The sequence below is a fragment of the Sagittula sp. S175 genome, from assembly GCF_049800975.1.
Lineage (GTDB): Bacteria > Pseudomonadota > Alphaproteobacteria > Rhodobacterales > Rhodobacteraceae > Sagittula.
Genome location: NZ_JBNAGB010000008.1, coordinates 164,479 through 184,398, shown reverse-complemented (window position 1 = coordinate 184,398; position 19,920 = coordinate 164,479). Strand labels below are relative to the sequence as shown.

General features: G+C 65.1%; 19 protein-coding genes. 7 read left to right on the top strand and 12 right to left on the bottom strand.

Translation table 11 applies throughout. The features are described 5' to 3' along the window. The first annotated feature begins 173 nt into the window (after nt 1-173). From ACP16H_RS12715 to ACP16H_RS12705, 3 genes are all read left to right on the top strand, one after another. A complete protein-coding gene (locus ACP16H_RS12715) occupies nt 174-1,172 on the top strand; it encodes a ligase-associated DNA damage response exonuclease (RefSeq protein ID WP_425072675.1) in 999 nt (332 codons plus the stop codon). Then, the gene (locus ACP16H_RS12710) at nt 1,169-2,758 is read left to right on the top strand and encodes an ATP-dependent DNA ligase (RefSeq protein ID WP_425072674.1); all 1,590 of its coding nucleotides are present in this window, start codon (nt 1,169-1,171) and stop codon (nt 2,756-2,758) included. The genes ACP16H_RS12715 and ACP16H_RS12710 overlap by 4 nt, the downstream gene beginning before the upstream one ends. Before the next feature lie 86 nt (nt 2,759-2,844). Beyond that, on the top strand, nt 2,845-3,714 hold the full coding sequence (locus ACP16H_RS12705; protein WP_425072673.1) for a hypothetical protein: 870 nt from the start codon (nt 2,845-2,847) through the stop codon (nt 3,712-3,714). A 42-nt stretch (nt 3,715-3,756) separates the two neighbouring features. Here ACP16H_RS12705 and ACP16H_RS12700 read toward each other — a convergent pair whose 3' ends face one another. Continuing rightward, nucleotides 3,757-4,860 carry a hypothetical protein gene (locus ACP16H_RS12700; RefSeq protein WP_425072672.1) on the bottom strand — a complete coding sequence of 368 codons (1,104 nt, stop codon included), beginning with the start codon at nt 4,858-4,860 and terminating at the stop codon, nt 3,757-3,759. A 152-nt stretch (nt 4,861-5,012) separates the two neighbouring features. Between ACP16H_RS12700 and ACP16H_RS12695 the strand changes: the two genes are divergently transcribed. Further along, a complete protein-coding gene (locus ACP16H_RS12695; RefSeq protein ID WP_425072671.1) occupies nt 5,013-6,836 on the top strand; it encodes a M3 family oligoendopeptidase in 1,824 nt (607 codons plus the stop codon). A 221-nt stretch (nt 6,837-7,057) separates the two neighbouring features. Here the strand turns inward: ACP16H_RS12695 and ACP16H_RS12690 are convergent, their stop codons facing one another. Then, a complete protein-coding gene (locus tag ACP16H_RS12690; protein WP_425072670.1) occupies nt 7,058-7,327 on the bottom strand; it encodes a DksA/TraR family C4-type zinc finger protein in 270 nt (89 codons plus the stop codon). Between the two features lie 179 nt (nt 7,328-7,506). Here ACP16H_RS12690 and ACP16H_RS12685 point away from each other — a divergent pair, with 179 nt between their 5' ends. Next, nucleotides 7,507-8,019 (top strand): glutathione peroxidase, encoded by a 513-nt coding sequence (locus tag ACP16H_RS12685; RefSeq protein ID WP_425072669.1) that lies wholly within the window; start codon nt 7,507-7,509, stop codon nt 8,017-8,019. A 70-nt stretch (nt 8,020-8,089) separates the two neighbouring features. Here ACP16H_RS12685 and ACP16H_RS12680 read toward each other — a convergent pair whose 3' ends face one another. The 8 genes from ACP16H_RS12680 to ACP16H_RS12645 all read right to left on the bottom strand — a co-directional run bounded on the left by ACP16H_RS12680 (nt 8,090) and on the right by ACP16H_RS12645 (nt 15,151). After that, nucleotides 8,090-8,326: a YdcH family protein gene (locus tag ACP16H_RS12680; protein WP_425072668.1), complete on the bottom strand. Its 237-nt coding sequence runs from the start codon at nt 8,324-8,326 to the stop codon at nt 8,090-8,092. 120 nt (nt 8,327-8,446) lie between these two features. After that, nucleotides 8,447-9,121, bottom strand: coding sequence for a thermonuclease family protein (locus ACP16H_RS12675; RefSeq protein WP_425072667.1), 675 nt, complete (start codon nt 9,119-9,121; stop codon nt 8,447-8,449). A gap of 54 nt (nt 9,122-9,175) precedes the next feature. Next, nucleotides 9,176-10,828, bottom strand: a complete 1,653-nt coding sequence (gene betA / locus ACP16H_RS12670) for a choline dehydrogenase (protein ID WP_425072666.1) — start codon at nt 10,826-10,828, stop codon at nt 9,176-9,178. 153 nt (nt 10,829-10,981) lie between these two features. Further along, the gene (betB, locus tag ACP16H_RS12665; RefSeq protein WP_425072665.1) at nt 10,982-12,439 is read right to left on the bottom strand and encodes a betaine-aldehyde dehydrogenase; all 1,458 of its coding nucleotides are present in this window, start codon (nt 12,437-12,439) and stop codon (nt 10,982-10,984) included. After that, nucleotides 12,429-13,010, bottom strand: a complete 582-nt coding sequence (gene betI / locus ACP16H_RS12660; RefSeq protein ID WP_425072664.1) for a transcriptional regulator BetI — start codon at nt 13,008-13,010, stop codon at nt 12,429-12,431. Before betI ends, betB begins: the two co-directional genes overlap by 11 nt. Before the next feature lie 133 nt (nt 13,011-13,143). Next, complete coding sequence (locus ACP16H_RS12655) at nt 13,144-13,341, bottom strand: hypothetical protein (RefSeq protein ID WP_425072663.1); 198 nt, start codon at nt 13,339-13,341, stop codon at nt 13,144-13,146. A 112-nt stretch (nt 13,342-13,453) separates the two neighbouring features. Then, nucleotides 13,454-14,350, bottom strand: a complete 897-nt coding sequence (locus ACP16H_RS12650; protein WP_425072662.1) for a DMT family transporter — start codon at nt 14,348-14,350, stop codon at nt 13,454-13,456. Nucleotides 14,351-14,557: 207 nt separating this feature from the next. Next, entirely contained in the window at nt 14,558-15,151 is a 594-nt protein-coding gene (locus ACP16H_RS12645) for a LysE/ArgO family amino acid transporter (RefSeq protein ID WP_425072661.1), read from the bottom strand. 81 nt (nt 15,152-15,232) lie between these two features. Here ACP16H_RS12645 and ACP16H_RS12640 point away from each other — a divergent pair, with 81 nt between their 5' ends. After that, nucleotides 15,233-16,132: a LysR family transcriptional regulator ArgP gene (locus ACP16H_RS12640; RefSeq protein WP_425072660.1), complete on the top strand. Its 900-nt coding sequence runs from the start codon at nt 15,233-15,235 to the stop codon at nt 16,130-16,132. Between the two features lie 291 nt (nt 16,133-16,423). On the opposite strand, the gene ACP16H_RS12635 is transcribed toward ACP16H_RS12640, so the two are convergent. Further along, the gene (locus ACP16H_RS12635) at nt 16,424-17,170 is read right to left on the bottom strand and encodes a YebC/PmpR family DNA-binding transcriptional regulator (RefSeq protein WP_425072659.1); all 747 of its coding nucleotides are present in this window, start codon (nt 17,168-17,170) and stop codon (nt 16,424-16,426) included. Between the two features lie 112 nt (nt 17,171-17,282). Between ACP16H_RS12635 and ACP16H_RS12630 the strand changes: the two genes are divergently transcribed. Continuing rightward, a complete protein-coding gene (locus ACP16H_RS12630; protein ID WP_425072658.1) occupies nt 17,283-18,017 on the top strand; it encodes a glutamine amidotransferase in 735 nt (244 codons plus the stop codon). A 124-nt stretch (nt 18,018-18,141) separates the two neighbouring features. Here ACP16H_RS12630 and ACP16H_RS12625 read toward each other — a convergent pair whose 3' ends face one another. Beyond that, on the bottom strand, nt 18,142-19,920 hold the full coding sequence (locus ACP16H_RS12625; protein WP_425072657.1) for an SLC13 family permease: 1,779 nt from the start codon (nt 19,918-19,920) through the stop codon (nt 18,142-18,144).

Genomic DNA, 19,920 nt, shown 5'->3' with positions numbered 1-19,920 from the left:
GGGCGATTGACCAAGCTATCGCTTTGAAAACCCTCCCTGACGTGCGGTGTTTCATGCGTCGCACTAAGCCCTTAAAGCATTGCATTCATTAACCAAACTGAACGTCAGATGAAACCGAAGGCCCTGACGGGCAAACCCGTGACTCTCCCCCGGCCCGGCTTATCTATTCGACCATGACACAGCCGGTCCTCACCTTCACCGATCGCGGCATTTACTGCCCCGCCGGGGATTTTTACATCGACCCGTGGCGGCCCGTGCCGCGCGCGCTCATCACCCATGGTCACGCCGACCACGCCCGCCCCGGATCAGAGCGTTACATGGCGACCCATGCTGCCCTGCCCGTGATGCGCCATCGGCTTGGGGACATCGTGGCCGAGGGCATCGCCTACAACGAGGCCCGCCAGATCGGCAGCGCGCGTGTGTCGTTTCATCCCGCCGGGCACCTCGCCGGCTCGGCGCAGATCCGGGTGGAGGTGGGTGGCGAGGTCTGGGTCGTATCCGGCGACTACAAGACCACGGATGACGGATTCTGCGAGCCATTCGAGCCGGTTCGCTGCCACAGCTTCATCACCGAATGCACCTTTGGCCTGCCGGTGTTCAAATGGCAGCCACAGGCTGAGGTCGCGCAAGAAATCAACGACTGGTGGCGCGCCTGCGTGGCCGAGGGCAAGACCGCGCTGCTGGGGGCCTATTCGCTGGGCAAGGCGCAGCGCCTGCTGTCACTGCTCGACCCCATCGGCCCGATCCTGACCCACGGCGCGGTCGAGGCGACGAACGAAATCCTCCGCGCGCAAGGCTACACCCTGCCAGACACCACCCACGTCACCCCGGATCTGGACGTCAAGGCGCTGAAGGGCGCGCTGGTCGTCGCGCCGCCCTCAGCGCTGGGGTCGCAATGGGCGCGCCGGTTCACCGCCCCCTCTGCGGGCTTTGCCTCGGGCTGGATGGCCCTGCGCGGCATCCGTCGCAGGCGTGGCATGGACCGTGGTTTTGTCCTCTCCGACCACGCCGACTGGCCCGGCTTGCAAGAGGCGATCAAGACCACCGGCGCGGAAACCATCTATGCCACACACGGTTACACCGAGATCTTCGCCCGCTGGCTGACCGATCAGGGCTATGACGCTCACGTCCTGAAAACCGAATACGGCAGCGAAGAAGAGGACGCGGCATGAAACGCTTCACCCGCCTGTTCTCGGCCCTCGACCAGACCACCAAGACCAGCGTGAAAACCAGCGCATTGGCAGATTACTTCCGCGAGGCCCCGGACGAGGACAAGCTGTGGTGCATCGCGCTGTTCTCGGGCCGCCGCCCTAAACGTGCCGTCAACGCGACCGACCTGCGTGTGCTGGCGGCTGAACAGGCAGGCATCCCCCTGTGGTTGTTCGAGGAAAGCTATCCCATCGTCGGCGACCTTGCGGAAACAATCGCGCTGGTCCTGCCCCCGCCCTCACGCGACAGCGATCTGCCTTTGTCCCACTGGATCAACCATCTGAAGGCCCTTAACCAAGCCCCACTTGAAGAGCGCAAAAGCCGGATTGTCGACGCCTGGGACCAACTCGACACGCCGCAGCGGTTCCTGTTTACCAAACTGGTCACCGGCGGCTTCCGCATCGGCGTCTCGCGCAAGCTGATGACCCGCGCGCTGGCGCAGGCCACCGGTCAAGACGAGGCGCAGCTGGCGCTGAAACTCATGGGCAACTGGACGCCAGAGACGACGACCTACCACGACCTGATCGAACAGGACGACCCGCAGGCGGACGCCAGCCGTCCCTATCCCTTCTACCTCGCCTACCAACTGGAAGACGCGCCGGAAAACCTCGGCCCGCCAGAGGATTGGCAGGCGGAATGGAAGTGGGACGGCATCCGTGGCCAGTTGATCCTGCGCGAAGGCCAGCACCATCTCTGGTCACGCGGCGAGGAACTGCTGACTGACCGCTTCCCTGAATTTGTCCGCGCCGCCGATTTCCTGCCCTCCGGTTCCGTCTTTGATGGCGAGCTTCTGGCCTGGAGCGATGGTCCCCTGCCGTTCAACACCCTGCAACCGCGCATCACGCGCAAGACCGTGCCGAAAAAGCTGCTCGAGGACGCGCCCGTCATCATGCTGGCTTACGACCTGCTTGAACACGACGGGCAGGACATCCGGGACCTGCCGCTGTCGGAACGACGCCAACGGTTGGAGAGGCTGCTGGACCAAACGCCCCCAGACGCTCCTGTCAAAATCTCCCCGACCCTGCCGGTCCCAGACTGGCAAACCATTGCCGAGACACGACAAACCGCCCGCGATGCCCGCGCCGAAGGGCTCATGCTGAAACGGCTCGACGCGCCTTACCTTGCCGGGCGCAAGAAGGGCGACTGGTGGAAATGGAAGCTGGACCCGCTGACCGTCGATGCCGTGATGATCTATGCGCAGCAGGGTCATGGACGCCGCGCCAACCTGTTTACCGATTTCACCTTTGCGGTGTGGAACGGAAACGAGCTGACGCCGTTTACCAAGGCTTACTCCGGATTAACCGACAAGGAATTCAATGAGATCACCGCCTGGGTCCGCCGCAATACCCTACAACGCTTTGGCCCCGTCCGGCAGGTGCGCCCTGAACATGTCTTTGAAATCGCGTTCGAAGGCATTCAGGAAAGCCCCCGCCACAAGTCCGGCATTGCCCTGCGCTTTCCACGCATGGCGCGATGGCGCCGCGACAAGAACCCGCAAGAGGCGAATACATTGAACGATCTCAAGGACATGCTGGCAGCCTACGGCTAGCGACTGTTCGCCGAGGCGAAATTCCGGACCTTTCCTTTCGCGCCTTCGCATGCGCAGAATAACCACGACTTCATAAGGCGACACAGATGTTCCGCTCCACATGCCTGACCCTTGCCCTGCTGCCCGCCACACCGCTGGCTGCGCAGGGATTTAACCTTTCAGGCACCATCGACGCCGGTGTGACCGGGCAGACCGACGCCTCGCTGTTCGGGGCAATCGACGCCACCGCCACGCTGCGGCTGTCGAAATCCGTGCCGCTGGGGTTCGAGTTCGGGACCTACACCTTTGCCCTCGACGGGAAGAATCCGCATGAAACCTACGCCGCCTTCACGTGGGACGACCGGTTCAAACTGGGTGCCCTCCGGCCTGCCTATGACGCGGTGTTGCCCTCGGTCTTTGAACATGTCGCGCCCTATCTGGCCTATTCGCGGGCCGAATATGCGCGGTCCTTCAATACGATTGAAGCGATGCGCCGAACGGCTGTCCCCTGGGGCCTGTCAGCGCAGGGCACGCATCACGGTCTGGACTGGATCGTGTCGGTGCATGATGCCTCCAGCAAGGGCGGCTTCCGCTCTGCCTCGGCGGCGGTGACCTACCATGGCCAAGGCTATCAACTGATGGCAGCGGTCGAAGACATTCAGGACGACAGCGGCACGCGGGACGGTGTGAATGCCAAGATCGGTGCGCGGATGACCTACCGTACATCCGAATTCGGCATCGCTTACCTGCACCCGGAGGCCAACAACCGCCCCGACGCGCTGGCGCTCGACGCGCGCTTCGCCATGGGCAAACGCGTGGCCCTGGCCGTCATGGGCGAGTTCACCGAGAACGCGAAGGACGACGCCTATGGCGTTGCCCTCAGTCATGATTTCCGGGAGTACGGCACCGCTACGCTGGCGGCGACGGATGGCGCTGCGGGTCAAGCGATGCACCTGACCTACAGCTACCGCTTCTAGGGCAACCGGGGCCCGCAAGCCCCGGCCACTCAGCCATAAACCTTACTGGCAGGCCCCGTCAAAGCCCGCCGCACCGTCGCGCAGCCCCTGCAATGTCAGGGTACAGGTCTGTTCGCCCGACGGCACCTCTATGCTCTCGCCCACCGCCATCCGGGTCTGACGCACGCCGTTCACCGCAACGCGTGCCGTCTGGGCGTCTTCGTCCACCGCGACCACGTAGGCGCGCAAGGCCCCGTCAGCAAAGCGCAATGTGTTACCCGCCTTGGCGCTGTTCGTCATCGCCTCGTCGGACGCGGGCTGAGAGGCGGGCGCGGCGGCAGTCTGACCCTCGCTCCCCTCATCCGACCCGGTGTCCTCTTGCGCAGTGGCAGCCTCATCCGACCCCGCGTCCTCTTGCACAGCTGCCCCCTCACCCGACGCCGCGTCCGCAGCACCGCAATCCGAGCCAAGCGTGACGCCCTCGTCAGACAGGGTCATGACCGACACGGCACAGGCCTGCCCGTCCAGTTCGGTCGCGACCGTGCCGCCGATGCCCGCCGAGGCGGTTTCGCCGTTCACCATCAACCGCGCCGATCCACCCTGCGTATCGAGCCGCGAAACGAAAACCCGCAGCGCGCCATCGGCAAAGACCGCCGTTTCACCGACGCCCAGCGCCGCGCTGATCTCCTTGCCAGCCACCTCTGTACCGCCGCCGTCGCCTTCAGCCGCGACCACGGCAGCCGCCGCGATGCGGGCACTGTCGGCCATGCCGGCGGACATGTCGGCCAGGGCCGCCTTGACTGCCTCGGACTGCGCCTTGGCCGCTTCGTCGATGCGACCGCCCAAGGTGCTTTGCATCTCGTCCAGCTTCGCCGCCAGCCCCTCGGTCTGGGACCCGACGCCTGCCGAAACTTCGCCCGCCAGCGCCGCCGGATCCACCTTGGCCTCGCCCACCGCGGCCTCCAGCGCCGCAAGACGCTCCTGGATCGCGGTCAGCGCCTCCTGCGTGCCGCTGCTGGCTGAGGCCTGCGCCTCCTGTGCCGGGGCCAAGGCCCGGTCGAGCGCACGCTGCATCTTGTTCGCGCTGGTCGCCCCGCCCACGGCCACGCCGCCGAGCAGCCCGATCAGCACGCCGCCGACACCGTACAGAACCGCCTTGTTATCCATGTTACAAAGTCCTCCCAAGACTCGAATGCATTTGACTATGCACCCATTTAGGCCAGTCCCGCCGACAATCCGCAATTCTTTTCGCCCCCCTTGCCTTGCCTTTGCGCGCCCCCGGCCCCTATGTCTGTGGGCAAACGACATCAGAGGTATCCATGCGCTTCCCCCTTCCCCGCCCCGTCTTCGACGCAAACGCCAGTGCCGGTGGCAAGGACCTTGGCCCGCTGCCCGAATGGGATCTCTCGGACCTCTACACCGATCCCGACGCACCGGAGCTGAAGCGCGATCTCGACTGGCTGGAGGAGGCGTGCCGCAGCTTTGCCGCCGATTACGAGGGCAAGCTGGCCACGCTGGACGCGCAGGGCTTTCTGACTGCCATCCACCGCCACGAAAAGATCGAGGCCATCGCCGGGCGCATCATGTCCTTTGCCGGTCTGCGCTACTACCAGCTGACCGTCGACCCCGAGCGGGCCAAGTTCCTCTCCGACATGCAGGAGAAGATCACCAACTACACCACCCCGCTGGTGTTCTTCACGCTGGAGCTGAACCGCATCGAAGACGCGACACTGGATGCCCTCTTCGATGCAGATGGTGACCTTGCGCGGTACAAACCCGCCATCCGCCGCATCCGTGCGATGAAGCCCTACCAACTGTCCGACGAGATGGAGAAGTTCCTGCACGACCTCGGCGTCGTCGGCGACGCATGGGAGCGGCTGTTCGACGAGACCATCGCGGGCCTGACCTTCGAGATCGACGGCGAGGACCTCAACATCGAGGCGACGCTGAACTTCCTGACCGATCAGGACCGCAGCAAACGCGAGGCCGCCGCCCACGAACTCGCCCGCGTTTTTGCGGACAATATCAAGACCTTCGCCCGCGTCCACAACACGCAAGCGAAGGAGAAGGAAATACTTGACCGCTGGCGCGGGATGCCCACGGCGCAGACTGGCCGCCACCTGTCCAATGACGTCGAACCCGAGGTGGTCGAGGCGCTGCGCAACGCCGTGGTCAAGGCCTACCCGCGCCTGTCGCATCGCTACTATGAGCTCAAGCGCAAGTGGCTGGGCCTTGACCGCATGCAGGTCTGGGACCGCAACGCGCCCCTGCCGATGGAAACCGATCGCATCGTGAAATGGCCAGAGGCGCGCAAGATGGTCATGGACGCCTACAACGCCTTTGACCCGCGCATGGGCGAGATCGCGACCCCCTTCTTCGAAAAGGGCTGGATCGACGCCGCCGTAAAACCCGGCAAGGCCCCCGGCGCCTTCGCCCATCCGACCGTCACCGACGTGCACCCTTACGTCCTGCTGAACTACCTCGGCAAGCCGCGCGACGTCATGACCCTGGCGCATGAACTGGGCCACGGCGTGCACCAGGTCCTCGCCGCCGATCAGGGCGAAATGCTGGCCTCCACGCCGCTGACGCTTGCCGAAACCGCCTCGGTTTTCGGCGAGATGCTGACCTTCCAGAAGATGCTGGAAAACGCCAAGGACCAGCACGAACGCAAGGTCCTGCTGGCGGGCAAGGTCGAGGACATGATCAACACGGTCGTGCGCCAGATCGCCTTCTACGACTTCGAATGCAAGCTGCACGCGGCCCGGCGCGGCGGCGAGCTGACCCCGGACGACATCAACGCGCTGTGGATGTCGGTGCAGGCGGAAAGCTTGGGCGAAGCCTTTGATTTCATGGAAGGGTACGAGACCTTCTGGGCCTATATCCCGCACTTCGTGCACTCGCCCTTCTACGTATACGCTTACGCCTTCGGCGACGGCTTGGTGAACGCGCTCTACGCCGCCTACCAAGACGCGCCCGAGGGCTTCCAGGACAAGTACTTCGACATGCTGAAAGCCGGCGGATCGAAGCACCACAAGGACCTTCTGGCCCCCTTCGGCCTCGACGCCACCGACCCGGCCTTCTGGGACAAGGGCCTGTCGATGATCGAAGGCTTCATCGACCAACTGGAAGCGATGGAAGACTGACCCGCGTCAGCGCGCCCCGGCGATCAACCGGGGCGCCGCCCCGGACCCCGAGGGTATTTGGATCAAGATGAAGCAGAGGCCCCGCCCTTCTCTTCATCTTGACAAAAATACCCTTGGGGGTTCCGGGGGCAAAGCCCCCGACGGGGCGCGCAGCGTCCCGAACGTTCGATCGACAGGGGGGCAATCCCTGCAATCAAAGTTGGTAGATTGGGCTTGCGCCCTCACTTCAACTGGCTGTCCTTCGAGCCGCGCCGGTTGAACCCGGACCGCTTTACCTCGCGCCCCTGCCGCGCACTGGCGCATTCGACGCAAAGCTTCACCCCCGGCAGCGCCAGACGCCGTTTCTCCGGGATCTCCTCGCCGCATTCCGCGCATTCCGTGAAGCTCTCTCCCACTGGCGCGCGCCGCAGTTTCATGCGCTCCAGTTCCTCTTGGATCGAGGCTTCCATCTGCTCGTTTTCAGCGCCGTCGCGGCTCCATCCGCCTGCCATCTTGCACCTCCTTCCCAAAGTCGGACATGAAACGCCCAAGAGATGGCGCGCGTTTCCTGCGTCTTCTTGGTCCAAATACTCACTGTATCGGCAGAGACACGCGCGATCACACAAAAACTTGAAACCATTTCGCACGGGATAACGTATCTTCTTGGCAACCCTGTTCAAGGACCCGTGTCATGCGCCTGTTTGCCCTGCTGCTCAGCTTCCTCGCCGCGCCCCTCGCCGCCGCGCCCAGCTTTACCTTCGACAATATCGACGGCGGGCAGATCTCGCTGGACGACTTCAGGGGCCAGCCGGTGCTGGTGGTCAACACGGCGTCGCGCTGCGGGTTCACGCCGCAATACGACGGGTTGCAGGCGCTCTATGATGCCAACAAGGACAAGGGCCTGGTGGTCCTCACCGTGCCCTCGGGCGACTTCCGTCAGGAACTGGCGACCAACGACGAAGTGGCCGATTTCTGCGCCGTCAACTTCGACCTGACGCTGCCGATGACCACCATCACTCATGTAAAGGGCGCAGACGCGCACCCCTTCTACAAGTGGCTGAAGGACACCGAGGGCTTCGAGCCGGCGTGGAACTTCAACAAGGTGCTGCTGGACCCGGAGGGCACGCCGGTCGCCACTTGGGGCAGCGCGACAAAGCCGCAATCCGCGCCGATCACAAAGGCCATCGCGCCCTACCTCAAGTGATCCGGCCAGACAGCACAAAGGGCGCCCCAAGCGGGACGCCCCTGCATTATTTCGGTCACTTCAGGACGGATCAGGCCCGAAGCAGGGCATAAATTTCATCCTTCAGGGCAGCGCGCTCCTTGCGCAGCTGATCCTCTGCAAGCTGCTCCATCGGAGAGACATTAGTTTCAGCCTTCGCCACCTTTTCGTTCACTTCGCTATAGGCATCCGCCAGCTTGGCGAAATGCGCGTCCGAGCCTTTCAGGTCACGGATCTTGTCTGCGAATTCCGGAAAATCCTCGGCCAGTTGGTGCGGTACGTGGGACATCTGCGCCTCCTCTATTCAGGTCCGGCTTCAGACTGCCGCAGGCCGTGCCCCTCCACCTTGATGCGCGTCAAATAGACCATTCACCGACGCATTTTTTGGCGCTTTGAAAACCAAGGCCCCTCACCGCCCGGCGCGGGACCAACCCGCATTCCGCGCCTCGGATTCCGAGCAGAACCAACGCTCTCCCTTGTCGGTCGCGATCCGCGTCTCGTCGTACCAGCGCTGCCCCGGAACGTGGTAAATGCGTTTACCCTTGCCGCTGATATTGCCCTTGATCACGCATCCCTCGGGGGCGGCAACCAGATCCCATTTCGCCGCCGCGCGCCGCTCGGACGCCCGGAAATCCGCAGGCGACTGCACGCCCGTGCCGATCAATCCAGCCTTGACCCGCCGTGCATAGCGTTCGTCCTGCACGTAATTGTCGGAATAGCGCGTCATGGCAAAGGCCAGCCCGCCGCGCACCAGCGCGCGGCCGACGTCCTGCTCGCCGTCGTAACAGACCGCGACCATCCGGCCATAGCGATCCCGCTCGACCTCGTAGCAGGCCAGCACCCGGCCCTCGTAGCGCGCCCGCACCTCGCCGGTCACCCAGGCGCCACAGGCCCAGGTCGGCACGCCGTCACCACCGCAATGCTGCTGCGCCTCGACCGCGTCGATGCCATGCAACCGCACGCGCTCGCCCGCCACCACCAGCGTATCGCCATCCACCCAATGGGCGGGGCCTTCGACGGCAGTCGCCGCCAGGACGGGCGCTGCCAGCAGGCACAGCGCAAGAGTTTTAAGAGTTCTTAACATTCCGTTAATCTGGCGCAGCCAAGAGCCACGATCAACGGTTTCCGCATAAACTCCTTAACGCTGCGCCGTCTGCCAATTCGGGTGTACCCAGGGCTGCGACAGGTCCTGCGGCAAGCGCCGCCCCAGCATGTGATCGGCGATCTTCTCGCCCACCATGATCGAGGGCGCGTTCAGGTTGCCATTGGTGATGCGCGGGAAAATCGAACTGTCCGCCACGCGCAGCCCCTGCACCCCGATCACCCGCCCCTCGGGATCGACCACCGCGTGACGGTCCCCGGCATCGCCCATCCGGCAGGTGCCGCACGGATGATAGGCGCTTTCGGCGTGCTGCCGGATCACCTCGTCCAATTCATCGTCCGTCTGCGCCGCCGCTCCCGGCTGGATCTCGTGACCGCGATAGGGGGCAAAGGCCTCCTGCCCGAAAATCTCCCGCGTCAGCCGGATGCACTGGCGGAAATCCTCCCAGTCCTCGGGCGTACTCATGTAGTTGAACTGTATGCGCGGCGCCTCCGCCGGGTTGCCCGAGCGCAACGTCACCGCCCCCCGCGACGGCGACCGCATCGGCCCGGTATGCGCCTGGAAACCATGCCCCTCCGGTGCCACCTGCCCGTCGTAGCGCACGGCAATCGGCAGGAAATGATATTGGATGTCAGGGTATTGCACCCCGGCCTTCGACCGGATGAAGCCGCAGCTCTCGAACTGGTTCGACGCGCCCGGCCCCTGCCGCTGGAACAGCCAGCGCGCGCCGACATAGGCCTTGCCCAGGAGGTTCCAGTACTTCGCCAAAGACACCGGCTGCGTCGCCGCCATCTGGATGTACATCTCCAGATGGTCCTGCAAATTGCGCCCCACGCCGGGCCGATCCGCGCGCACGTCGATGCCATGGGCGCGCAGCTCGTCCGCCGGACCGATGCCCGACAGCATCAGCAGCTTGGGCGAGTTGATGGCCGAGGCAGCGATCACCACCTCGATATTGGCGCCCAGCACCTCGGTGCGCCCCCCCATGTCCACCTCGACCCCGGTCGCTCGGCCATGATCGAAACAGATCCGCCGCGCCAACCCGCGCACCAGACGCGCGCCCTTGGCCATGGCGGGCCGCAGATAGGCCTTGGCCGCCGACCAGCGCGCGCCCTGCCAGACGGTCATGTCGAAGGCGCCGAATCCTTCCTGCTGCTCGCCATTGTAATCCCCCGTCACCGGGTATCCCGCCTGCCGGCCGGCCTCGACAAAGGCTTGCACCAGCGGATTGTCCCGCCGCCCGCGCGTCACATGCAACGGCCCGCCCTGCCCGCGCCACGCGGGATCGCCACCATGGCCGCCGGAATGCCAGTCCTCCATACGCTTGAAGTAGGGCAGCACGTCGGCATAGCCCCAGCCCGCCGCGCCCTGCTCCTCCCAATGGGCATAGTCCAGCGCATGGCCGCGCACGTAGATCATGCCGTTGATAGAAGACGACCCGCCGATCACCTTGCCACGCGGACAGACAAGCCGCCGCCCGCCCAGATGCGGCTCGGGTTCCGTCATGAAGCCCCAGTCGTAGCGCTTCATGTTCATGGGATAGCTCAGCGCGCCGGGCATGTTGATGAACGGCCCCCAGTCAGAGCCGCCGTATTCCAACACGATCACCGATTTGCCCGCCTCGACCAGCCGATACGCCAGCGCGCACCCCGCCGACCCGGCCCCCACGACGATGTAATCCGCGTCCATTTCCGTAACTCCCGGCTGTCTGCCGTTCCGAATGCCTCCAGGGCGGGACGCCTCCGGCGGGAGTATTTGGACCAAGAAGAAATCCGAAGCGCGCCCTGTGCTTCTTCTTGGTCCAAATACTCACCGGCGCGACATCGCCGCCCGCGAAAGGTTTCAGAAAGGCGCCTCCACGTCGCCCATGCGCACGTAGACCGACTTCAGTTGTGAATAATGCTCGATGGCGGTTTTCGAGTTCTCGCGCCCGACGCCCGACATCTTGGTGCCACCAAAGGGCAGCTCCACCGGCGCATCGTTGTACGAGTTGATGAAGCACGACCCGGCGCGGACCTGTGCGATCACGCGATGCGCGCGGGAAATGTCGCGGGTGAAGACCCCCGCCGACAGCCCCATCTCGGTGGCATTGGCGCGCGCGATGACCTCTTCCTCGGTGTCGAAATCCAGCACCGACAGGACGGGGCCAAAGATTTCCTCGCGGGCGATGGTCATGTCGTCCGTCACATCGGCAAAGACCGTGGGGGCGATGTAGAACCCCTCGCCCTCCAGCGCCTGCCCGCCGCAGACCAGCCGCGCACCTTCGCTCAGGCCCTTTTCGATGTAGCCCAGCACGATCTCGCGCTGGCGCTGCGACACCATCGGCCCCAGCGTCGTCGCCTCGTCCATCGGGTCACCGATCTGCGCGCCTTGCAGGCGGGCGGCGAGGCGGTCGAGGAATGTCTGCTTGATCGCTTTCTGCACGAAGACCCGCGTGCCGTTGGAACAAACCTGCCCCGTGGAGTAGAAGTTCGCGAGGATGGCACCGCCCACGGCGTTCTCGATATCCGCGTCGTCAAAGATGATGAGCGGCGACTTGCCCCCAAGTTCCATGGTGACGTGTTTCATGTCCGCGGCGGCGGCAGCATAGACCTTGCGGCCCGTGGCGACCGATCCGGTCAGCGACACCTTCGCCACGCGCGGATCGCTCACCAGCGCGGCACCCACCGCGCCCATGCCCTGCACCACGTTGTAGAGGCCAGCAGGCGCGCCCGCCTCGTGCAGGATCTCGGCCACCTTCAGCGCGCAAAGCGGCGTCGTTTCCGAGGGTTTGAAGATCATCGCATTGCCGCAGGCCAGTGCAGGTGCGCCCTTCCAGCAGGAAATCTGCGTCGGGTAGTTCCACGCACCGATACCAACGCACAGCCCCAGCGGCTCGCGCACCGTGTAGCCCCAGTCGTTGCCCAGTTGAACGTGTTCGCCGGTCAGCGATCCGGCAAGGCCGCCGAAGTATTCCAGAGCATCCGCCGCGCTGGTGGCATCAACGTAAAGCGTTTCCGACAGGGGTTTGCCGGTGTCCCAAGTCTCCAGCACCGACAGGTCGCGGTTGCGTTCGCGCATGATCTGCGCTGCGCGCAGCAGGACGCGGCCCCGTTCGACACCCTTCCACGAGGCCCATTCCCGCTGCGCGCGCAGGCCGCTTTCCATGGCCTTCTCGATCACCGCAGGGGTGGCCGCATGGACGCGCGCGATGACCTTGCCGGTGGCCGGGTAGACCACCTCGATCAACTCGCCGTCCGTATCCTCGATATAGGCGCCGTCTACGAAATGACTTGCCACGGGTTGCGTGTCATAGGCCATTGTCTGTTCCTTTTGTCATGAGAGCATGGGCCACGCGCGTGACCTCTTGGGCCGAACCTCTGACCCCGGTGCCTGCCAGTGCCGCGCGCAGGTAGACGCCGTCGATCAGCGCGCCCAGCACCCCGGCCACATGCGCCGGATCGGCGCAGCGTCCGCGCAGGGCGTGGCGCAGGTTCGATCCCAGCCGTTTGTGGTACACCGTCAGCAGCCGCCGCGCCTGCGGGTCGCGCTGCGCCAGCCCGTAAAAGGCCAGCCAGGCCGAGACGGTCGAGGCCTCGAAACTGGAGGGGGCAAAGTTCGCGGCGATCAGCGCTTCGAGCCGCGTGTCGGGCGTCGCCCCGGCCAGCGCTTGCCGCACTTCGGCGGCATATTCCGTCAGGATATGGCGCATGGCGGCGAGGAAGATGTCCGTCTTGCCGCCGAAATAGTGATGCGCCAGCGCGCTGGACATGCCCGCACGCTTTGCAATCGCGCTGACGGTCACGTCAAGCGATCCCTTGGCCCCGATCTCTTCGACCGTGGCGGCCACCAGCGCCGCGCGCCGTATCGGTTCCTGTCCCAGCTTTGGCATGGGTTCAGGACTGCCGTTTATTGACTGATGAGTCAATCAAGATGTGGTGGAAAAGCCCACCGGCCGAACGCAAATGCCCGACATGACGCCGCGCGATGCATCGCCGCGAAGCGCCCGTTCCCGTATCGCGCGATTACAGCGCCAGCGTGCCCAGCAGCTTGTTCTGCGGCAGTCGGCTGACCTCGACGCCACCGGTGGTGCGCTTCAGGTTGTAGCCGTAGCCGCGCATGCGAAAGCGCCACTCGGCCTCCGACAGGGTCTTCGTCCGCTCGGCAAGCAGGAAGGCCTCGATCTCTGCCATATCCTCAGTCAACTTGTTCTCCGTAAACATTCTTCACACTCCTGAAACTGACTGTTCTCAGGTTTAGAAATGTCTAACGAAGAGGGCACAAATGTGCCCTTCCTGCGGATTTTTCGCGAATTGAGGACAATGCCCCGGCGGCTTAGTGTTTCGTTTCCGCAACAACCGGGGTGATGCGGCGCTTCAGCACCGCCTCGCGCCAGGTGATAAACACCACCGCCGCCATGATGACCGATCCGCCCGCCACGACCCACAGGTCGACGGGCTCGGCGAAGAACACGGCGCCCAAGGCCACCGACCACACCAGTTGCAGGAAGGTCACCGGCTGCGTCACCGTCACCGGCGCCGCGGCAAAGGCCAGCGTCATGGTGTAATGCCCCGCCGTGGCAAAGCTCGCCACGCCAAACAGCACCGCCAGTTCGCTCCACGAGGGCCAGACCCAGACCGCCACCGCCATGGGCGCCAGACCAATCGTCACCGTCACCGACAGCATGGCGACCACCACCACGGCGCTCACCTCGCCGGACAGGACCTTGGCCAGCAGGTAGGACACGCCGAACACCAGCGCCGTCACCAGCATGGCGAAATGCCCCGGGTCCAGCTCGCGAAAGCCCGGTCGCAGGATCAGCAGCGCCCCCGCCAGCGCCGCCACGATGGCAAGGATGCGCCGGATCGCCAGCTTCTCGCCCAGAAACAGCACCGCGAGTATCGTCACGTAGACCGGGTTGAGGTAGTTCATCGCCGTGACCTCGGCGATGGGGATGCGCGTCATGGCGAAGAACCAGAAGGACACGCCCACCGTGTGCACCACCCCGCGCAACCCGAACAGGCCCCACTGGCGGCGCGTCAGTCGCACCGTGCTCAGCGTCCGCCACAGCGGCAGCAGGAACACCAGCCCCAGCAGGTAGCGCAGGAACGCTGCCTCCACCGCCGGAACCGAGCTGCCCAGCGCCTTGACCAGCGCCGTCACCATGACAAAGCACAGCCCCGTCACCACCATCCAGAAGATGCCCACGCCGGGGCGCTGTGCCGTATCCATGCGCCAGAGTTAGCGCGCAAGTGTCGCGAGTGCCAGCGGGGAGGATGCGGGCAGATGCGTTTCACGCCCGCAGGATCCGGGCTGCTTCGAATTGCGGGGATTCGATGTGCAGACATCCACCCGGTCTTCATCGAATCGCCCGAGGGTGGAGGGCGGTAGGGAGGGGGAAATCGGGCTAGTTGCCAAAGGGTTACCACCCTGCACACCCTACCCCGCCAGCAGCATCGCTGCAATCGACAGCATGGTCAGACCGATGACAGCATCCAGGACCTGCCAGGCCCTCGGGCGGGCAAAAACCGGAGCCAGCAGCCGCGCGCCATACCCCAGCGACACAAAGAACACGCCGGAGGCCGCCGCCGCCCCGATCCCAAAGGCCAGTTTGTCCGCATATTGCGCCGAGATCGCGCCGATCAGCATCACCGTATCAAGGTAGACATGCGGGTTGAGCCAGGTCAGCGCGAGGCATGTCAGCACGGCGGCGCGCAGGCTTTGCGCCTCGGCCCCGGCCTGCATCGCCGCGCCACCGCGCCTGGCCGACCGCAGCGTCCGCAGCCCATACCACGTCAGGAACGCCGCCCCCGCCCAGCGCATCGCACTCTCGAACCAGGGCATGGCCTGTGTCAGCGCGCCGATGCCAAGGATCCCCGCCGTGATGAGCACCGCATCCGATGTGGCACAGACCAGCACCACCGGCAGGACATGCCGACGCATCAGCCCCTGCCGCAGCACAAAGGCATTCTGCGCCCCGATCGCGAGGATCAGCGAAAACGACAGGGCAAATCCGGCAAGCAATGCGTCCATTGGGGTCTCCTTTGGCGCTTCTGTAAGATGACACCAAGGTGAAGCCCAGTTAATCTATCTTCATCCAGATCAGGATTGCTAATGCACGACCCAGCCCAGCTTGCCGCGCTCGAATCCGTCCTGCGCCTCGGAGCCTTCGACGCGGCCGCGTCGGAACTGAACGTCACGCCCTCCGCCATCTCGCAGCGCATCCGCGCGCTCGAAGACCGCGTCGGCGCGCCTCTTGTGCTGCGCGGCACCCCGGCCCTGCCGACCGAGACCGGCAGCCGCCTCGCCCGCCATGCCCGCGACATCGCGCTGCTGGAGGCCGACCTCGCCCGCGATCTTGGCCGCCACGTCCCGGCGCGCCTGCGCGTGGCGATCAATGCCGACAGCCTCGACACTTGGGCGATCCCGGCGCTGGCACAGACGGAGTTCCTGTTCGACATCGTGGTCGAGGATGAAAGCGTGTCCTGGCAGCGCCTGCGCGACGGCGATGTGACCGCCGCCATCACGGCGCGTGCCGCCCCGGTGCAGGGCTGCGAGGTCACGCCGCTCGGGGTCATGCGCTACACCGCCACCTGTGCGCCCGCCTTTCACGCCCGGTACTTCGCATCCGGCGTCACCCCCGACGCGCTGGCCCGCGCGCCCATGCTGGATTTCTCGGGAAAGGACGTGCTGCAACGCGGTTGGCTGGCGGGCTGGACCGGCCAGCGCCTGTCACCGCCGACGCATCACCTGCCCTCCACCCACGGCTTTGTCACCGCCGCGCTCTGCGGTCTGGGCTGGGGGCTGAATCCGCTGCCGCTGGTGGCGGCGCATCTCGCCTCGGGCGCGCTAGTCGAAATGGTCCCGGACCACGTCCGCGCCGTGCCGCTGTACTGGCAGACCCGCAGCCTGACGGCACAGGCAATCCGCCCCCTGACGCGCGCCCTGCGCCGCGCCGCCGCGACCGCCCTGCCGGAGGTCGCAGACCCGCAGGGACCTGAAACCAGCGATTAACCCCTGTAAACGGCGCGATCACCGGGCCGCACCCCGGTCCCGGCCAGAGCCGCCAGAATTTTCACTGCCCACCCGGCAATTTTCACCTGCGAGCCGGGGGCCGGACGCAACGTCATGTGCCGATGTCATCGACCGGGTGCCTCCGGTCCTCAAACCCCCATGCGTTAGCGCCACCAATTGCTAACATGTGGCCACAACACCCCGCCAAAGTGGTCACGACTCACCTTTCGCAAAGGTAAACGCGCGGCAGGTTTCCCCACCGCGCGCTCCATGTTCCGGTTCGTAATGAAATCAGGCGTCCAGCTGCGCCATGACCTCGTCCGAGGCTTCGAAGTTCGTCGTGACGCGCTGCACGTCATCGTCGTCTTCCAGCGCATCGACCAGCTTCATCAGCGACTGCATGCCGTCGAGGTCCAGCTCGGTCGTGGTGCTCGGCTTCCACACCAGCTTGGTGGATTCGGATTCGCCAAGCGCTGCTTCCAGAGCGTTGGAAACCTCAGCAAGATCAGTGTCTTCGCAATAGACCACATGCCCGTCTTCCGAGGATTCCACATCCTCGGCCCCGGCCTCGATCGCGGCCATCATCACGTCATCGGCGCTGCCGACGGAGGCCGGATAGATGATCTCGCCCTTGCGCTCGAACATGAAACCGACCGAACCCGTCTCGCCCAGGTTGCCGCCGTACTTGGTGAAGGTCGAGCGCACGTTCGACGCGGTGCGGTTGCGGTTGTCGGTCATCGCCTCGACGATCACCGCCACCCCGTTCGGGCCATACCCCTCGTACCGGATCTCGGCGTAATCCTCGCCCTCGCCGCCCACGGCCTTCTTGATGGCGCGCTCGATGTTGTCCTTCGGCATGGACTGGCCACGCGCTTCCTTCACTGCCAGACGCAGGCGCGGGTTCTTGTCGGGATCGGGGTCGCCCATCTTGGCGGCGACGGTGATCTCCTTGGAAAGTTTCGAGAATACCTTTGCCCGCAGTTTGTCCTGACGGCCCTTGCGGTGCTGGATGTTTGCCCATTTGGAATGGCCGGCCATGATCTCGCCTCTTGCTCACGCGTATGAAAATTCGCGTCTCTATAAGCCATGGCCGCCCCCCTTGCCAAGGGCAGGCATTGATCCCGCGCGACCTTGGGCCTAAGCCTCTGCCATGGCACGTTTCCTCCTCCTCCAGCTGCGCCCCGAGACCGAGGCCAGCGACGACGAATACCACGCCTTCCTGTCCAAGGGCGGGCTGGACGACGCACAGGTCCACCGTATCCGGCTGGACCAGCAGGACCTGCCCGACGGCCTCGACCCGCGCGACTACGCCGGGGTGATCGTCGGCGGCGGCCCGGGCTGCGTGTCGGACGATCCCGCCACCAAGGACCCCGTCGAGGCCCGGATCGAGGCCGCCTGCCTGTCCCTGATGCCCGCCATCACGGACAACGACATCCCCTTCCTCGGCTGCTGCTATGGCATCGGCATCCTTGCCCACCACCTCGGTGCCGAGGTGTCAAAGGCCCGCTTTGGCGAACCGGTCGGTGCGGTAACCTGTCGTTTAACCGATGCCGGCAGACTGGACCCGTTGACCCGCGACCTGCCGGACAGCTTCGACGCCTTCGTCGGCCACAAGGAAGCGGTGCAACACCTGCCCCATGGCGCGACCCACCTCGCCGCCGCCGACAGTTGCCCCTACCAGCTGATCCGCCACGGCGAGAACGTCTACGCCACGCAATTCCACCCGGAAGCCGACGCCGCCGGGTTCGAGACCCGCATCCGCATCTATCGCCACAAGGGCTATTTCCCTCCGTCCGAGGCCGACGCCCTGATTGCCATGTGCCGCGCCGCCGATGTCACCCATCCGGAACGGCTGCTTGCGGGCTTCGTTTCGCGTTACCGCTAAGTCCGCGCACAGAATTGACCTTTGAAATTTGAGTATTTGGACCAAGAAGAAGCAACCACCGCGCCCCTGCTTCTTCTTGGTCCAAATACCTCCGGGGGTCCGGGGGCTGGCCCCCGGTCCGCGCTCAAAGCGGAAAGGACCACGGGATCAGCAAGGATCCCAGCACCGCCACCAGCACGTTCATCGGCACGCCGACCCGCAGGAAGTCAGTGAAACTGTACCCCCCCGGACCATAGACCAGCGTGTTGGTCTGATACCCGATGGGTGTTGCGAACGAACACGAGGCCGCCAGCATCACCGCCACCACCAGCGGGCGCGGGTCGATGCCCAGCGTATGTGCCAGAGTGATCGCGATGGGCGTCACCACCACGGCGACGGCATTGTTCGACACGATCTCGGTCAGGGTCGAAGACAGCAGGAAGACCGCCATGACCACCGCCCAGCCGGGCAATTCGCCCAGTACCGGCGCGACGGCGTTCACCACAAGCGACACCGCGCCCGAGGTCTCCAGCGCCGCGCCAATTGCCAGCATGGCAAAGATCAGCGCCAGCAACTGCCCTTCGATAAAGGAAAACGCCTCGTCCGCGTCGATGCAGCGTGTCAGCAGCACCACCGCCACGGCGATCACCGCCAGTGTCAGGATATTCGCCACCCCCAGCGCCGAGAGCAGGACAATCGCCACCAGCGCCCCGATCGCAATCGGCGCCTGCGCCCGGCGATACGCCCGCGCCGAGGGCTGCGTCACGTCCACCAGTTCCATGTCGTCGGCAAGGCGCTTGATGTCCTCCGGGTTGCCTTCGAGCAGCAGCGTATCGCCCACCCGCACCACCAATTCATCCAGCTGCCGCCCGATGTTCTGGTTTCGCCGATGCACCGCAAGCGGGTACACGCCGTACCGCCGCCGAAGGCGCAACGCGCCCAGGCTGCGCCCCACCATCTTGCACCCGGGCGAGATCAGCACCTCGACCGTGGTGGTTTCCTTGGCGGACACCTGGTCCACCCGCTTCAGCGATTTGTCCCGTTGCAGCGACAGCAGTTCCGTCATCTGGGTGCGCAGGACCACCCGGTCACCGACCTGCAGCACCACGTCCTGCAGGTTGCGCCGCAGCGATTCATCACCGCGCACCACGTCGATCAGCCGCACGCCTTCGCGCTTGAACAGCTGCACCCCAAGCACTTCGCGCCCGATCAGGTTGCTTTCCGGCGGCAGGACGGCCTCGGTAAAGAATTTCATCCGCGAGCGGTCCGACAGCATCCCCGCCATCGACGTCCGTTCCGGCAGCAGGTAGCGCCCCACCAGCCCCATGAACCCCATGCCCGCCGCCGCCAGCACCATGGCCAGCGGCGTCACCTCGAAGATCCCAAAGGCATCCAGCCCCGCGTTGCGCGCCACGCCATCCACCAGCAGGTTGGTCGAGGTCCCGATCAGCGTCGTCGTCCCGCCAAGAATCGCGGCATAGCTCAGCGGAATCAGCAGCTTGGATGGAGTCGTCCCCAATTGCCCGGCGATCTGCACCATGATCGGCAGCATGACCACCACCACCGGCGTGTTGTTCAGAAAGGCCGAGGCCACCAGCACGGCGGCAAAGATCCCCAGCATGGCCAGCTTTGGCCGCACCCGGACCTGCGCCTGCGCAAAGCCGGTAAAGGCGTCCAGCGCCCCCGTCCGCACCAGCGCGCCCATGACGATGAACATCGCGGCGATGGTCCAGGGGGCCGGGTTCGCCAGCACGGCCACGCCCGTGTCGTAATCCAGGATACCCGTCAGCAGCAGGAACCCCACGCCGCCCAGCGCCACCACCTCTGTCGGGTAGGTCTCGCGCACGAAAAGCACCAGCATCGCGGCCAAGGTGCCCAGCGTCATCCAGGCCTCTGCCGTCTGGCTCAGCTCGATCCATCCCAT

Bases quoted from the DNA above. Each gene is read 5' to 3' on its own strand.
- betA (WP_425072666.1), bottom strand. From the start codon at position 10,828: ATGGACGCGGATTACATCGTCGTGGGGGCCGGGTCGGCGGGGTGCGCG.
- ACP16H_RS12690 (WP_425072670.1), bottom strand. From the start codon at position 7,327: ATGGCAGGCGGATGGAGCCGCGACGGCGCTGAAAACGAGCAGATGGAA.
- ACP16H_RS12700 (WP_425072672.1), bottom strand. From the start codon at position 4,860: ATGGATAACAAGGCGGTTCTGTACGGTGTCGGCGGCGTGCTGATCGGG.
- ACP16H_RS12705 (WP_425072673.1), top strand. From the start codon at position 2,845: ATGTTCCGCTCCACATGCCTGACCCTTGCCCTGCTGCCCGCCACACCG.
- ACP16H_RS12695 (WP_425072671.1), top strand. From the start codon at position 5,013: ATGCGCTTCCCCCTTCCCCGCCCCGTCTTCGACGCAAACGCCAGTGCC.
- ACP16H_RS12655 (WP_425072663.1), bottom strand. From the start codon at position 13,341: ATGTTTACGGAGAACAAGTTGACTGAGGATATGGCAGAGATCGAGGCC.
- ACP16H_RS12635 (WP_425072659.1), bottom strand. From the start codon at position 17,170: ATGGCCGGCCATTCCAAATGGGCAAACATCCAGCACCGCAAGGGCCGT.
- ACP16H_RS12640 (WP_425072660.1), top strand. From the start codon at position 15,233: ATGCACGACCCAGCCCAGCTTGCCGCGCTCGAATCCGTCCTGCGCCTC.
- betI (WP_425072664.1), bottom strand. From the start codon at position 13,010: ATGCCAAAGCTGGGACAGGAACCGATACGGCGCGCGGCGCTGGTGGCC.
- ACP16H_RS12630 (WP_425072658.1), top strand. From the start codon at position 17,283: ATGGCACGTTTCCTCCTCCTCCAGCTGCGCCCCGAGACCGAGGCCAGC.
- ACP16H_RS12625 (WP_425072657.1), bottom strand. From the start codon at position 19,920: ATGGGATGGATCGAGCTGAGCCAGACGGCAGAGGCCTGGATGACGCTG.
- ACP16H_RS12685 (WP_425072669.1), top strand. From the start codon at position 7,507: ATGCGCCTGTTTGCCCTGCTGCTCAGCTTCCTCGCCGCGCCCCTCGCC.
- ACP16H_RS12710 (WP_425072674.1), top strand. From the start codon at position 1,169: ATGAAACGCTTCACCCGCCTGTTCTCGGCCCTCGACCAGACCACCAAG.
- ACP16H_RS12650 (WP_425072662.1), bottom strand. From the start codon at position 14,350: ATGGATACGGCACAGCGCCCCGGCGTGGGCATCTTCTGGATGGTGGTG.
- ACP16H_RS12645 (WP_425072661.1), bottom strand. From the start codon at position 15,151: ATGGACGCATTGCTTGCCGGATTTGCCCTGTCGTTTTCGCTGATCCTC.
- betB (WP_425072665.1), bottom strand. From the start codon at position 12,439: ATGGCCTATGACACGCAACCCGTGGCAAGTCATTTCGTAGACGGCGCC.
- ACP16H_RS12675 (WP_425072667.1), bottom strand. From the start codon at position 9,121: ATGTTAAGAACTCTTAAAACTCTTGCGCTGTGCCTGCTGGCAGCGCCC.
- ACP16H_RS12715 (WP_425072675.1), top strand. From the start codon at position 174: ATGACACAGCCGGTCCTCACCTTCACCGATCGCGGCATTTACTGCCCC.
- ACP16H_RS12680 (WP_425072668.1), bottom strand. From the start codon at position 8,326: ATGTCCCACGTACCGCACCAACTGGCCGAGGATTTTCCGGAATTCGCA.